Origin of the sequence: Streptomyces sp. NEAU-YJ-81 (genome assembly GCF_017592595.1) — a bacterium.
Taxonomy (GTDB): Bacteria; Actinomycetota; Actinomycetes; order Streptomycetales; family Streptomycetaceae; genus Streptomyces; species Streptomyces hygroscopicus_B.
The window spans coordinates 124,521-137,943 of the sequence record NZ_JAGFNO010000011.1; the positions used below are offsets into that span (position 1 = coordinate 124,521).

Below are 13,423 nucleotides of genomic sequence, written 5' to 3' on the forward strand. Positions count from 1 at the left end.
TACAGAAAAAGGCGCCTCAGGCATTCAATGAGTGTGGGGCGGCTTGAAAGCACGGAAGAGCCCTTCACGCATGGGGCAGAAACCGTAAAGGACGACAAAGATGACATATCCGCCCCCACTGTTCGACGATCTGGACCGCAAGATCGTCGCGGCACTGGTCGCCAATGCCAGGACCAGCTTCACGGAGATCGGCGCCGCGATCGGGCTCTCGGCCTCGGCGGTCAAACGCCGTGTCGACCGGATGCGGGAGACCGATGTGATCACCGGCTTCACCACCACCGTGCGCCCGGCCGCCCTCGGCTGGCGGACCGAGGCGTATGTCGAGGTGTACTGCGACAGCGCCGCACCGCCCCGGCGCCTCGCGGAGGTCGTGCGCAACTATCCGGAGATCATCGCGGCCATGACAGTGACCGGCGGCGCGGACGCCCTGCTGCATGTGATGGCCACCGATGTGGAGCACTTCGAGGAGGTGCTGGAGCGCATCCGGGCCGAACCGTTCGTCCGCCAGACGATCAGCTACATGGTGCTGTCCCACCTGCTCACGGGCAGTCCGGAGGCCGGTTCGGCGCCACCCGCCACCGCGACGCAATGAACCGCCGCGAGACGGCCTCAGCACGCAGCATCGGTGCGCCTACACGCAGTTTTCCATTCTTGTCTCCCCTCTCCTCCGTTTTCTACCGTTGATTCATCCCCCCGGTCGCCCGCGGAAGCGAGAGGAATCCTCCGTGTCCCTTACGCGCGTGCCGCGCCCCAGGCGCTTCTTGACCTGTGCCCCCAGATATTTCGATGTGCGGTATGCCATCAATCCCTGGATGCGTGAGGACACCGAGGTCGATACCGACCTCGCCCGGGCGCAATGGGAGACGCTGATCCGCGCCTACCGCGACCACGGCCATCGGGTCGAATTCATCGAGCCGGTGGCGGGGCTGCCGGACATGGTGTTCGCGGCGAACTCGGCCCTCGTCCTGGAGGGCCGGGTCTTCGGCTCGCGATTCCACGCACCGCAGCGCCGGCCGGAACAGCTCGCCTACGAACGGTGGTTCAAGGCCAACGGTTTCGACGTCCATCCGCCCGAGTCGGTGTGCGAGGGCGAGGGCGACCTGGTGCCGGCCGGGCCCTTCGTCCTGGCGGGCACGGGCTTTCGCACCACCCGGGCGGCCCACCAGGAGGTGCAGGAGTTCTTCGGGGTGCCGACCATCAGCCTGCTGCTGGTGGACCCGTACTTCTACCACCTGGACACCGCGCTGTTCGTCCTCGACGACCAGAACATCGCCTACTACCCGGAGGCGTTCTCGCCCGGCAGCCGTGAGGTGCTGGAGCGGCTCTACCCCGACGCGCTCATCGCCACCCGCGACGACGCCATGGCCTTCGGGCTCAACTCCGTCTCCGACGGCCGCCATGTCTTCGTCGCGCCCCGGGCCACCGGCCTCATCGACCAGCTCACCGACCGCGGTTACGTCCCCGTCCCCGTCGACCTGTCGGAACTGCACAAGGCCGGCGGGGGCATCAAGTGCTGCACACAGGAGATCCGCTGATGACCGCCACCATCCCCACCGCCTCCGGTTCCACCGCCGCCGCGGCGGACGGTGTCCGCGCCGCCCGCTCCTCGCGGGAGCTGATCCGCGCCGAGGAGTCCTCGCTCGCGCACAACTACCATCCGCTGCCCGTGGTCGTCGCCCGCGCCGAGGGCACCTGGGTCTGGGACGTCGAGGGCCGCCGCTATCTGGACATGCTGGCCGGCTACTCGGCGCTCAACTTCGGCCACCGCCACCCGGCGCTCATCGAGGCGGCCCACCGCCAGCTCGACCAGCTCACGCTGACCTCGCGGGCCTTCCACAACGACCGGCTGGCCGGGTTCGCCGAGGGTGTGGCCGAGCTCACCGGGCTCTCCATGGTGCTGCCGATGAACACCGGCGCGGAGGCGGTGGAGAGCGGCATCAAGGTCGCCCGCAAGTGGGCGTACGAGGTCAAGGGCGTCGCCCCGGACCAGGCCACCATCGTGGTGGCGGCCGACAACTTCCACGGCCGTACGACGACGATCGTCGGCTTCTCCAGCGACCCCGTCGCCCGCGACGGCTTCGGCCCGTTCGCCCCGGGCTTCCGCCTCGTGCCGTACAACGACCTCGCGGCGCTGGAGGCCGCCGTCGACGAGACCACGGCGGCGGTCCTCATCGAGCCCATCCAGGGCGAGGCGGGCGTCGTCATCCCCGACGACGGCTATCTGCGCGGGGTGCGCGAGCTGACCCGGCGCACCGGGACGCTGTTCATCGCCGATGAGATCCAGTCCGGCCTGGGCCGCACCGGCACCACCCTGGCCGTCGAGCACGAGTCGGTGCTGCCGGATGTGCTGCTGCTCGGCAAGGCGCTGGGCGGCGGCATCGTGCCGGTGTCGGCGGTCGTGGCCGACCGTGCGGTGCTCGGAGTGCTGGGCCCCGGCGAGCACGGCTCCACCTTCGGCGGCAATCCGCTGGCCGCGGCGGTCGGATCGGCCGTGGTCGACCTGCTGCGCACCGGCGAATTCCAGCGCCGCGCGACCGAGTTGGGCGAGGTGCTTGAGGCCGGGCTGGCCACGCTGACCGGCAAGGGCGTCGTGGGCTACCGCTGCCGCGGGCTGTGGGCGGGTGTCGATGTGGACCCCGCCCTCGGCACCGGGCGCGAGGTGAGCGAGCGGCTGATGGCCGAGGGGATCCTGGTCAAGGACACCCATGGGTCGACGATCCGGCTGGCACCGCCGCTGACCATCACCCGTGAGGAGCTGGAGGGGGCGCTGGCGGCGCTGGAGAAGGTGCTCGGCTGAGCGATTGATCGAAAGCGACGAGGAGCGCCGGGCCGCATTACGTTTCATACGGCCCGGCGCTTCGTCATGTTCAATCCGCGCGCAGATTCTTTTTCAGCGGCCCTGTCGCATGCCGCGAGAACACCGGATCGCAGATAACGCCCAGGTCACGGCGGCCTTTTCGAGTTTTTATGTACGTTGTTGAGCATTCCACTGTTCCCGATCGCACGGTGTGGAACACTTCGTGTCATCTCGCCGGGTGGACCTGACGGGAAGTTGACGGTTCTCGCAGGTCGGCGCGGTGGAGAAGGCAAACGTCATGGTGCGGAAAGGAGTTGCGGCTGGAGTGGACGGTGAGCCGGTCACGGTGACTGCCGCATACCGGGTGGACCCCGGCCGCGAAAGCGAGTTCTATGCCTGGGCGATCGAGATGCTCAATGCCGCGGCAAGCCTTCCGGGATATCTCGGAGGCGGGGTCATGGGATCCGGTTCGGCCTCCTCGGAGTGGCATGTCCTCTACCGGTTCGAGGCGGAAGGCCCGGCACGGGCATGGGATTCCTCGCTGGAACGTGCGCGATTGGCATCCCGGTCCGGGCCCTTCGTCCAGGAAAAGGGAACACAGCGCACCTCGGGACTGGAGAACTGGTTCAAGGGGCCGGTACGGCCGCTGCCGCCACCGCCCAAATGGAAGCTGTGGCTGGTGAATCTGAGCGCGGTGTTCCCTCCGGTCCTCATCTTCAATGTGCTGGTGATCCCGTTCATCAAGGACACCAATTTCCTGCTGCGGACCCTGGCTCTGTGTCTTGGTGTGACCGCGATGGTGACCTGGCTGGTCATGCCACGGCTGCAGCGGATTCTGAAGAAGTGGCTCTACCCACCGCTTCAGTCGATACGAGGACGTCACAGGCGGATGGCGGCCGACGGCCCGCGCGCTCGCCGGTAGGTGAGCGACGCGCCGCGGCCCGACGACCGGGGCGGGTGATCCCCGGCCGGTTTTCTCATCGCAAGGAGGCAAATCCGGATGGAATCGCTGAGGACACTCCTCGTCGATCATCACGACTCGTACACGTACAACCTCTTTCATCTGCTGACCGAGGTCAACGGCGAGGAACCGGAGGTGCTTCTCCATGACGCGCCGGAATGCGCGGACATCGATCTGACCGCGTTCGACAACATCGTGCTCTCCCCCGGCCCCGGGCATCCGGCCGATCCGCGGGACTTCGGCGCCACCGCCCGGCTGATCGAGCGGTCGACCATTCCGGTGCTGGGAGTGTGCCTGGGGTACCAGGGAATCGCGCTCGGCGCCCAGGCACGGGTGGTGCCCGCGCCCGAACCGAAGCACGGGCATCTGTCCCGGATCAAACACGGCGGGCGCGGGCTGTTCCGCGGTCTGCCGCCTGACTTCACGGCCGTTCGCTATCACTCGCTGTGCGTGGCCGAGCCGCTGCCGCTGGGGCTGCAGGGCATCGCCTGGTCCGAGGACGGTGTGCTGATGGGGGTGCGGCACCGGGCCCGTCCGCTGTGGGGCGTCCAGTTCCACCCGGAGTCGGTGCTGACCGGATACGGCCACCGTATGCTCAGCAACTTCCGCGATCTGACCGTCGAGCACGCCAACGGCGAGTCGGTGACATCGACCGTGGCCCCCGCCTCCGCCTCCGCCTCCGCCGAGGAGCCACGCCGTGCCCGTACCGCGGCCGAACCGGCGGCCCCGGGGCCTTCCTCCGCGCCGGGCTCCCCTGAGGCCCCGGAAGCGGACCCCCGAGCGGAGCCGGCGCGGCTCGACCCCGACCCGGGCGCCCCGGCGCAGCCGCCCCCGGAAGGCCCCGCCTACCGGCTGCACGCCCGGTGGCTGGCCGATGCCACCGACACCGAGGCGGCCTTCACCCGGCTGTACGCGAAGGCGCCGCACGCGTTCTGGCTCGACAGCTCGCGCGCCGAGTCCGGCGAGGCGCGCTTCTCCTTCCTCGGGGACGGCACGGGTCCGCTCGCCGAGTTCGTCCGCTACGACACGGACACGGGCGTCTGCGAGGTCGAGCGGGCGGGACGGCCCGCCGCCCGGGTCGAGGGCAGCGTCTTCGACTACCTCAAACGGGAGCTGGCCCGCCGCCGGGTGACCGCCCCCGGTCTCCCCTTCGACTTCACCGGCGGCTACGTGGGCTACTTCGGCTACGAGCTCAAGGCCGACTGCGGCTCCCCCGGCCGCCACCGGTCCGCCACCCCGGACGCCTGCTGGCTCTTCGCCGACCGGTTCGTCGCGGTCGACCACCAGGAGGGCGTCACCTACATCTGCTGCCTCACCGAGGACACCCCCGACGGCCACCGGGAGGCGAAGGACTGGCTGGACACCACCGTGACCGTGCTCAGCGGAGTGCCGACGCTCACCGGCCCCGCCCCGCGGCCGCCCGCCCTCGCCACCACGGCCGCCGTGGAGCCCTGGCTGGTGCGGGACCGGGAGCGGTATCTGGCCTCGATCGAGGCGTGTCTGCGGGAGCTGCGCGCCGGGGTGAGCTATGAGATCTGCCTGACCAACGCCGCCTGGCTGCCCGCCCCGAGCGACAGTTACGCCTTCTACCGGGCCCTGCGGCGGTTCAACCCGGCGCCGTACGCCGCCTATCTGCGGTTCGGCGGCACCGATGTGGCCTGCGCCTCCCCCGAGCGCTTTCTGCGCATCACCCCCGACGGCACCGCCGAGGCCAAACCGATCAAGGGCACCGCCCCGCGCGGCCAGGACCCGGAGCAGGACGCGCGGGCGCTTGCCGCCCTCGCCTCCAGCCCCAAGGCCCGCGCCGAGAACCTGATGATCGTGGACCTGCTCCGCAACGATCTGGGGCGGGTGTGCGCACCGGGCAGCGTGTATGTGCCGCGCCTGATGAACACCGAGACCTACGCCACCGTCCACCAACTGGTCTCCACCGTGCGTGGCCGGCTGCGCCAGGAGACGACCTCCGTCGACTGCGTCCGGGCCTGCTTCCCGGGCGGCTCCATGACCGGCGCGCCCAAGCTGCGCACGCTGGAGATCATCGACTCGCTGGAGACCGAGGCCCGCGGTGTCTACTCCGGGGCGCTCGGCTACCTCAGCTGCAACGGCGCGGCCGACCTCAACATCGTCATCCGCACCGCCGTGTTCACCGGCGGCCGGATGCACATCGGCGCGGGCGGCGCCATCGTGCTCGATTCCGATCCGGCCGAGGAGTACGAGGAAATGCTGCTCAAGACCGCTGCCACCATGCGTGCCTACGAGGCCGTGCAGCCCCTCCCCGCCGGGGAGCCCGCCGGGGAGATCGACGACCTGCTCGTGGCCGCCGCCGCGGCGCCACCGGCCCCCGCGGCGAAGGAGCCCGGCCGGTGACCGCCCTATCGGTATCCACCGTTTCGGTGTCCGCCATATCGGTGTCCGCCCCGCCCATGCCCACCGGCCCCACGGTCTCCGCCAATATGGCCGCGCATCTCGCGGCGCTCGCGGACCGCCGCGGCTGGTCCGGCCGGGCCGCCTTCTTCGAGGGCCACCAGGTCTGGACCCACGGCGAGGTCCACGACCGCGCCGAGCGCGCCGCCACCGTGCTGGCGGGCCGGGGGGTGGCGGCCGGTGACCGGGTGCTGCTCGCGTTACCCGACGGCATCATGTGGGTGACCACGTTTCTGGCCGCCGCCCGGCTGGGCGCGACGGCGGTACTGATCAATCCCGCGCTCACCGCCGACGACCACCGCTTCATAGCTGAGGACTCGCGCGCCGCGCTGGCCGTCTCGGGCCCCGATCTCCAGGACCACTTCGAGGGCGTCCCCTGGCTCGGTGCCGACCAGCTCTCGGCCCTGACCGGCCCGCCCGCCACCCTGGGCGCGGCGGCCCCGGCCCCGGCGGCGGAACCGGTGACGGCCGCCACCCCGCTGTACATCCAGTACACCTCCGGGACCACCGGCCGCCCCAAGGCGGTGACCCACAGCCATGGCGATGTGGCCGCCTATCACGATCTGGTCGGGCAGGAGGTGCTGGACATCGGCCCCGCGGACGTGTCGTTCTCGGTGTCCAAGCTGTTCTACGCCTACGGCTTCGGGAACGCCTTCGCCTTCCCCCTCTTCTCGGGGTCGGCCGCCGTGCTCACCGCGGACCGCCCCGGACCGGCCCTCATCGACGACCTCGTGGCCCGGCACCGGGTGACCCTGCTGTACTCGGTGCCGTCCTCGTACGCCGCCCTGGTGGACGAGCGCGGCACCGGCCACACGGCCTGCTTCGGCTCCGTCCGCGCGGCGGTCAGCGCGGGCGAGGGGCTGCCGCCCGCCCTCGGTGAGCGGGTCGGTGAGCTGCTCGGCGCTCCGGTGCTGGAGCAGATCGGCTCCACCGAGGCGGGCCACGCCTTCTGCGCCAACACGGTGTGGGACAACGTCCCCGGCACCCTCGGCCGTCCGGTGCCCCGCTTCGAGCTGGAGTTACGGGACCACGAGGGCGCCGTGGTGGCGGACGGCGCCGACGGCAGCACCGAGGGCGAGCTGTGGGTGCGGGGTCCGACAGTGGCCACCGGCCGCCCGGCGGACGGCGGTTGGCTCGCCACCCGGGACCGGGCCCGGCGCGAGCGCGACGGGACCTATCGCCATCTGGGCCGGGTCGACGACCTGGAGATGGTCGGCGGAATCACCGTGTCGCCGCTGGAGGTCGAGGAGGTGCTGCGGCAGCACCCGGCGGTGCGGGAGGTGGCGGTGGCGGCCGTCCCCGACGAGCGGGGCGCGACCCGGCTGCGCGCCTATGTCGTACCGGCGGCCGACCCGGGTGTCGTACCGGCGGCCGACCCGGGCGGGTGGGCGGCCAACGAGGAGACGCTGACGGCCGAGCTGATCGCGCTGGCCCGGCGGCGGCTCGCCGCCTACAAGGCGCCGCGCACCGTGCGCCTGGTGGCCTCGTTGCCGCGCACCCCGACGGGAAAGCTGCGGCGCCATGTCGTCCGCACGGGCCGCTGGTGACGCGCCGCGGGCCCAACGGCCGCGCCCGAGCGCACGGCCTCCCGACCGACTTCGAACGATGAGGACCTCGATATGTTGCAGCGGCTGCTCCCCGAGCGCGGGTTCTATCTGGGGCTGATGCTCCAGGAGGCCGCGGCCCGCCACGGCAGGGTCAGGGTGACCCTGGACCGGCCACTGGACGTCGCCCCCGACGCCGGAACCGACCTCGGGTACACCGACCTGGCCGATCTGGTCGACGACCTGGCCGCCCGGCTGTGGTCGGCTGGGGTCCGCCCGAGCGAGCATGTGGCGATCCTCAAGGGCGACAACGTCGACATCGTGCTGCTGACCTGTGCCGTCTCCCGGATCGGCGCGGTCCCGGCGCTGCTGTCGCCCTCGCTGGACGGACAGGTGGCCGCGGTGCTGCTGGACCGGCTGCACGCCCCCTGGCTGATCACCGACCGGGCGACGCTGGAGTCCACGCTGAGCGCGGTGGACACCACCTTGGCCCGGGGCGTGCTGACGGTGGACGAGGCGCCCGGGAACACCACCGCACTGGCCGCGCTCGCCGGGGTGCCGCGCCGCCCGGCCATCCGGCTCCATCCCGGTGAGCCCTCGCTGATCACCCACAGCTCGGGGACCACCGGCATACCGAAGCTGGCCGTGCACTGCCCGCACACCATGTGGAACCGGCTGGTGCCCCAGCAGGCGCTGGGCCGGGCCACCCGCCGTGAACCGGCCGCGCTCCACATGTCGTTCGTACACTCCCGCTTCTACCATCTGCTGGGTGTGCTGCTGCACTTCGGCAGCCCGCTGCTGCTGCTCGTCGATCCCGACCCGGCCCACGCCGGCCCGCTGCTGGCGGCACACCGCCCCGGCATCATCGAAACGCATCCCAACACCTATGTGCTGTGGGAGGACCTGGCCGACGCGCCGGACGGGCCGCTGTCCAACGTCCGGGCGTACGGCTCCACCTTCGACGCCATCCACCCCCGTACGGTGCGGCGGCTGCTCGCCGCCTCCCGGCGCCGCGACCCCCGGCTGATGCAGTTGTACGGGCAGAGCGAGACCGGGCCCATCGCCTTCTGCTGGTACACCCGGCGGGGCGCGGACCGGGTGCAGGCGCGGCGGGTGGGCACCGGCATCCCCGGCTTCACCCGGATCCGGGTAGTGGACCAGCGGGGCCGCACCTGCCCGCCGGGTGCGACGGGGGCCATCGAGGCCCGCACCCGCGGCCGGATCCTCACCTACCTCGGCGCGCCGGAGAGTTACGCCCGGCAGGTGGACCGGGGCTGGTGGCGGATGGGCGACATGGGCTACCGCGACCGGTGGGGCGCGCTGTATCTGCTTGACCGTGAGGTGGACCAGATCTCCACCGTGGACAGCAATCTGGAGGTGGAGGACGAGCTGCTGTCGCGGATCGCCGACCTCCGGGAGGTGGTCATCGTCCACGGTCCGGAGCGGGAGCCGGTGCCGGTGGTGTGCACCCGGGGTGACCAGCCGCTGGACCCCGCCCGCTGGCGGGAGGCGACCGGGGATCTTCCGGCGCTGGCCGAGCCGGTGCAGTGCCGCTTCGAGGATCTGCCGCGCACCGGCACCTGGAAGATCAAGCGGCTGGAGATCGCCCGGCTGCTCGCCGCGGGTGAGCTGCCCACCCTGTCCACCGCCCCGGTCGGTGGCTGACATGGCGGCGCGGAAGGAGAGCGGGCCGGTTCTGGTGGTGGGCGCCGGGCCGGTCGGGATGACGGCGGCGCTCACACTGCGGGCCGCCGGGCTGCCGGTCACGGTGCTGGAGGCCGGGGCACGGGACCGGGTACGGCCCGGGAGCCGCGCGCTGTTCGTCCACCGTCGGTCGCTGCGGCTGCTGGAGCGGGCCCGCCCGGGGCTGGGCGCGCGGATCGCGGCGTACGGGACGACCTGGCACACCCGGCGCACCCTTTACCGCGGCCGTGAGGTGTTCGCACGGACCTTTCCGCGGGCCGCCGGAGACGGGGGCCGCGGAGACGGGATTTCCGGAGACGGGATTTCAGGAGACGCGGCCGCGGCGCTGCCCGCGTTCACCAGCCTGCGTCAGGTGGACACCGAGCGGTTCCTCTTCGAGGCGTGCACGGAGGCGGGCGTGGAGTTCCGCTTCGACGCCGAGGTGCACGGGGTGCGCTCGGACGGCGACGAGGTGACGGTGACCGCGAAGGACGGCGGAAGCTGGACGGCCGGCCATGTGATCGCCGCCGACGGGGCCCGTTCGGGGGTACGCGGGGCGCTGGGCATCCCGCTGGAGGGCACCCGGTCCGAGGGATACCACGTGGTCGTGGACGTGGCGGATCCGGCCGGCGGGGACCTGCCGGTCGAGCGGGTCTTCCACTACGAGCACCCCGGCACCGGCGGCCGCACCGTACTGCGGGTGCCGTTCACCGGAGGCTTCCAGATCGATCTGCAGTGCCGCGCGGACGACCCGCCGGAGTCCTTCGGCACCGAGAAGGCGGTGCGCCGCTGGCTGCCCCGACTGGTGGGCGAGGACTGCGCGCACCGGGTGCTGTGGGTGTCGCGGTACCACTTCCTGCGCAAGGTGGCCGCGTCGTTCGCCGATCCGTCGGGCCGAGTGCTGCTGGCGGGTGAGGCCGCGCATCTGTTCCCGCCCTTCGGGGCCCGCGGGATGAACAGCGGGATCGCGGACGCCCTCGCGGCGGCCGAGGCCGTGTCGGCGGCATGCTCCGAGCCGTCGCGGGGACCCGCGGCGGTGGCCGGGTACGCCGCCGCCCGCCGGAGCGCGGCCCTGCACAACAGCGAGGCCGCCGGGGCGGCCCTGGACCATCTGCGGCCCCGGCCGTGGAAGCGGGCGGCCCAGCGGGCGGCGGCGACTCTGGCCCCGGTGGTCCCCCGCTGCGGGGAGTGGCTGGAACGCGCTCCTTACGGCCCCCGGGGCGGCCCCGCGCGCGGCTATTGACCGGCATTCCAGCGAGCGCGGCTAGGAATCCGGCCGGACATCCGCACACCGGACACCGGACACCGGGCCACGCACGGGGAACACGGGGCAGCACATCGGACTCGGAAACACCGGAAGCTTCGGACAACATCGGGACGGAGACGTGGAAGCGGACATGGTCGCTGCACAGAACATCGGTCACGCCGACGCGTCGGACCAGAAGCAGTGGACGCTGATGTGGCGCGAGGACGGCGGGCTGATGCCCTCCCGGGCGGTGCCGGACGCCGCACTGCTGGCCGCCGATTCCTGGCTGGTCGACGACGGACGGGTGCGCGGGCTTGACCACCACCGCCGCCGGTTCGTCGCCGCGTGTGTCGAGGCGTCCGGCGATTCCCCCGCCCGGATCGAGAGTTTCTGGCGCGAGGCGATCGCCGCCCTGCCCCGTACCGAGCGCTGGTTCCCACGGGTCGAGCTGGCCGGTCCGGAGCCGGCCCGGCTGTTCCTGCGGATACGCCCGGCGCCGCCGCGGACGGCCAATGTGACCGTTTGCCTGACCGAGGAGTTCGATCCGCGGTCGTATCCCCGCCGTAAGGGCCCCGACCTCCCCCTGCTGGCCCATCTGCGCGAGCGGGCCGCCGCCCGGGGCGCGCAGGAGCTGATGCTCACCACCCCCTCCGGGCTGGTGCTGGAGGGGACGACGGCGAGCGTTCTGTGGTGGGAGGACGACGTCCTGTGTCTGCCGCCCCCGGGGCTTCCGCTGCTGGCGGGCGTGACCTCGGCCCTGATCCAGGACCGGGCGGCCGAGCTGGGCGTCCGCACCGAGCACCGCAACCGCACCGTGCAGGAGCTGGACGGCCGTGAGGTGTGGCTGGTCAACGCGGTGCACGGAATCCGTCCGGTGACCGCCTGGCTGGGCCGTCCGCTGCGGGCGGGTCCGGCGCTGCGCGCCGCCTCCTGGCAGTCCTGGCTCGACGGCGCTTCCGATCCCCTGGTTTCGACGAACGGAGTTCACCGATGACGATGACCACCCCGGCCCGCACCACCGCCCGGCTGGATCTGAAGGGCCTCGCCCCCGAGGTCTCCGCCGCGATGGGCGAGCTGCACCGGGCGGCGGTGCGGGCGGCCCAGGCTGCGGGGGTCGAGCCCGAGCTGCTGGAGCTGGTGCGCATCCGCGCCTCGCAGCTCAACGGCTGCGCCTTCTGCCTGGACATGCACACCAAGGACGCCCGCGCCCAGGGCGAGACCGAGCAGCGGATCCACACCCTCGGCGCCTGGCGGGAGACCCCGTTCTTCACCGAGCGGGAGCGGGCCGCGCTCGCCCTGGCCGAGGCGGTGACCTCGGTCCAGGACGGCCAGGTGCCGGACGAGGTCTACGCGGCGGCCCGCGAGGTGTTCGACGAACCGCAGGTGACGGCGGTGATCTGGGCCGCCGTCGTGATCAACGCCTACAACCGCACGGCGATCAGCGCACGGATGGTGCCCGGCGCCTATCAGCCCGCCCCGCGCTCCTGACCCCGACACCGGTGCGAGCGCGCGCCGGTGTCAGCACTCGCTGGAGGCCAGACCATGAACACCCACGGACCGCGACGCGTATTCGGGCCGCGTCCGCCCTTGCCCGGGCGTCCGGCCAGGGGGCCCAATCCGCTGCGCCGCCGGACGGACCGGATCCAGACCTGGTGCACCGTGCTGTTCGTGCTGATCCTCGCGGTCGGGCTGCCGGCCGCCTCGATCAGCGCGGGGTACGCGGCGCACGACTCCCAGATGCGCGTCGTGGCCGCCGAGACCTCGGCGCGGCACCAGATCACCGCGCGGCTCGCCGAGGCCCCGCCCGGACCGGACCACTCCGATGTGCGGGAGCCGCGGCAGGCGCGGGTGCGCTGGGTCGCCGATGACGGTGCGCGCCATACGGGCACCGCCACGGTGTCGGGCGGCGGCTCGGGGGGCGAGGTGCGGGTCTGGGTGAACCGCGAGGGCGCCCTGGCGCAGGCGCCCTCCTCCCCGGCGACCGCGCGGACCATGGGCTGGTTCACCGGCTGTGTCACCGCCGCGGCGGTGGCCGGGGTCGCGTTCACGGGGCGGTCCCGGGTCCGGCGGGCCCTGGACCGCAGGCGGTACGCGCGATGGGAGGCAGAGTGGAAGGTGGTGGAACCCGCGTGGTCCGGCCGGAACCGCCGCTGAGCGGGGCTCCGGCCGCCTCCACGGGGTGCGCGGCGCCAGAAACGGCCACAGGCCGCCAGAAAGCAGCCACAGCCACCAGAAGAAATCAGAGGCGGCCGCCAGAAGATGAGGAGCAGACCATGTCGCACACAGTGGAGTGGAGGGTCCATCTCTACCTCTCCGAGGACGAGGGGCGGACCACGGCGCGTGTCGAGCTGGACACCGGGTCCGCGGCGCTCACCGGCCGGGGACTGGCCCGGTGCAACCCGGACGACGAGGATGTGCCCGTGATCGGCGATGAGCTCGCCGCCGCGCGGGCGCTCAGCGACCTGGGGCAGCAGCTCGTGCACGCCGCCGAGCGGGACCTGGAGAGCGTGGGCGCGCCCCCGGCCTCGCGCAGGCCGCGGCCCGGCTACGGCTGGATCGCCTGAGGAGCCGGACACGACCGTAGTACGGACCTCGGGGGCGAGGTCCGGTAGGCGCTGACGGCCTCGGCGAAGGCTGGAGGAACGGAGCGGAAAACCAACCGCACCAGCGCTGGCCATTATTTATGAATACATCTTGACAGCCCATTTGGCACCCCCGGACGATGAACCGGTCTCTCATCGCCGAGCCGCCGACCGCGGGGAGCCCCC

The 13,423-nt window shown here is 72.2% G+C and carries 12 protein-coding genes; all 12 read left to right on the forward strand.

Going from position 1 to position 13,423, the window contains the following annotated elements:
* Window positions 1–100 precede the first annotated feature (100 nt).
* The 12 genes from J5X86_RS24055 to J5X86_RS24110 all read left to right on the forward strand — a co-directional run bounded on the left by J5X86_RS24055 (window position 101) and on the right by J5X86_RS24110 (window position 13,219).
* The gene (locus tag J5X86_RS24055; RefSeq protein ID WP_078638964.1) at window positions 101–592 is read left to right on the forward strand and encodes an Lrp/AsnC family transcriptional regulator; all 492 of its coding nucleotides are present in this window, start codon (window positions 101–103) and stop codon (window positions 590–592) included.
* A gap of 133 nt (window positions 593–725) precedes the next feature.
* The gene (gene ddaH / locus J5X86_RS24060; RefSeq protein ID WP_078638965.1) at window positions 726–1,535 is read left to right on the forward strand and encodes a dimethylargininase; all 810 of its coding nucleotides are present in this window, start codon (window positions 726–728) and stop codon (window positions 1,533–1,535) included.
* The gene (gene rocD / locus J5X86_RS24065; protein ID WP_243981247.1) at window positions 1,535–2,797 is read left to right on the forward strand and encodes an ornithine--oxo-acid transaminase; all 1,263 of its coding nucleotides are present in this window, start codon (window positions 1,535–1,537) and stop codon (window positions 2,795–2,797) included. Before ddaH ends, rocD begins: the two co-directional genes overlap by 1 nt.
* A gap of 325 nt (window positions 2,798–3,122) precedes the next feature.
* A complete protein-coding gene (locus J5X86_RS24070) occupies window positions 3,123–3,719 on the forward strand; it encodes a hypothetical protein (protein WP_208518830.1) in 597 nt (198 codons plus the stop codon).
* Window positions 3,720–3,797: 78 nt separating this feature from the next.
* Window positions 3,798–6,125: an aminodeoxychorismate synthase component I gene (gene pabB / locus J5X86_RS24075; protein WP_208518831.1), complete on the forward strand. Its 2,328-nt coding sequence runs from the start codon at window positions 3,798–3,800 to the stop codon at window positions 6,123–6,125.
* Window positions 6,126–6,181: 56 nt separating this feature from the next.
* Window positions 6,182–7,729, forward strand: a complete 1,548-nt coding sequence (locus tag J5X86_RS24080; RefSeq protein WP_208518926.1) for an AMP-binding protein — start codon at window positions 6,182–6,184, stop codon at window positions 7,727–7,729.
* 72 nt (window positions 7,730–7,801) lie between these two features.
* On the forward strand, window positions 7,802–9,391 hold the full coding sequence (locus J5X86_RS24085; protein ID WP_208518832.1) for a class I adenylate-forming enzyme family protein: 1,590 nt from the start codon (window positions 7,802–7,804) through the stop codon (window positions 9,389–9,391).
* A gap of 1 nt (window position 9,392) precedes the next feature.
* The gene (locus tag J5X86_RS24090; protein WP_208518833.1) at window positions 9,393–10,652 is read left to right on the forward strand and encodes an FAD-dependent oxidoreductase; all 1,260 of its coding nucleotides are present in this window, start codon (window positions 9,393–9,395) and stop codon (window positions 10,650–10,652) included.
* Window positions 10,653–10,806: 154 nt separating this feature from the next.
* Window positions 10,807–11,649, forward strand: coding sequence for an aminotransferase class IV (locus J5X86_RS24095; RefSeq protein ID WP_208518834.1), 843 nt, complete (start codon window positions 10,807–10,809; stop codon window positions 11,647–11,649).
* Complete coding sequence (locus tag J5X86_RS24100; RefSeq protein WP_374229285.1) at window positions 11,646–12,143, forward strand: carboxymuconolactone decarboxylase family protein; 498 nt, start codon at window positions 11,646–11,648, stop codon at window positions 12,141–12,143. The genes J5X86_RS24095 and J5X86_RS24100 overlap by 4 nt, the downstream gene beginning before the upstream one ends.
* Before the next feature lie 54 nt (window positions 12,144–12,197).
* Window positions 12,198–12,809 carry a hypothetical protein gene (locus J5X86_RS24105; protein ID WP_208518835.1) on the forward strand — a complete coding sequence of 204 codons (612 nt, stop codon included), beginning with the start codon at window positions 12,198–12,200 and terminating at the stop codon, window positions 12,807–12,809.
* Window positions 12,810–12,928: 119 nt separating this feature from the next.
* Complete coding sequence (locus tag J5X86_RS24110; protein WP_078638974.1) at window positions 12,929–13,219, forward strand: DUF1876 domain-containing protein; 291 nt, start codon at window positions 12,929–12,931, stop codon at window positions 13,217–13,219.
* Window positions 13,220–13,423 lie beyond the last annotated feature (204 nt).

What these genes read in the sequence shown, in the direction of transcription:
- J5X86_RS24100 (WP_374229285.1), top strand. Translation starts at nt 11,646, where the DNA reads ATGACGATGACCACCCCGGCCCGCACCACCGCCCGGCTGGATCTGAAG.
- J5X86_RS24105 (WP_208518835.1), top strand. Translation starts at nt 12,198, where the DNA reads ATGAACACCCACGGACCGCGACGCGTATTCGGGCCGCGTCCGCCCTTG.
- J5X86_RS24080 (WP_208518926.1), top strand. Translation starts at nt 6,182, where the DNA reads ATGCCCACCGGCCCCACGGTCTCCGCCAATATGGCCGCGCATCTCGCG.
- J5X86_RS24055 (WP_078638964.1), top strand. Translation starts at nt 101, where the DNA reads ATGACATATCCGCCCCCACTGTTCGACGATCTGGACCGCAAGATCGTC.
- J5X86_RS24090 (WP_208518833.1), top strand. Translation starts at nt 9,393, where the DNA reads ATGGCGGCGCGGAAGGAGAGCGGGCCGGTTCTGGTGGTGGGCGCCGGG.
- J5X86_RS24095 (WP_208518834.1), top strand. Translation starts at nt 10,807, where the DNA reads ATGGTCGCTGCACAGAACATCGGTCACGCCGACGCGTCGGACCAGAAG.
- J5X86_RS24110 (WP_078638974.1), top strand. Translation starts at nt 12,929, where the DNA reads ATGTCGCACACAGTGGAGTGGAGGGTCCATCTCTACCTCTCCGAGGAC.
- pabB (WP_208518831.1), top strand. Translation starts at nt 3,798, where the DNA reads ATGGAATCGCTGAGGACACTCCTCGTCGATCATCACGACTCGTACACG.
- J5X86_RS24085 (WP_208518832.1), top strand. Translation starts at nt 7,802, where the DNA reads ATGTTGCAGCGGCTGCTCCCCGAGCGCGGGTTCTATCTGGGGCTGATG.
- rocD (WP_243981247.1), top strand. Translation starts at nt 1,535, where the DNA reads ATGACCGCCACCATCCCCACCGCCTCCGGTTCCACCGCCGCCGCGGCG.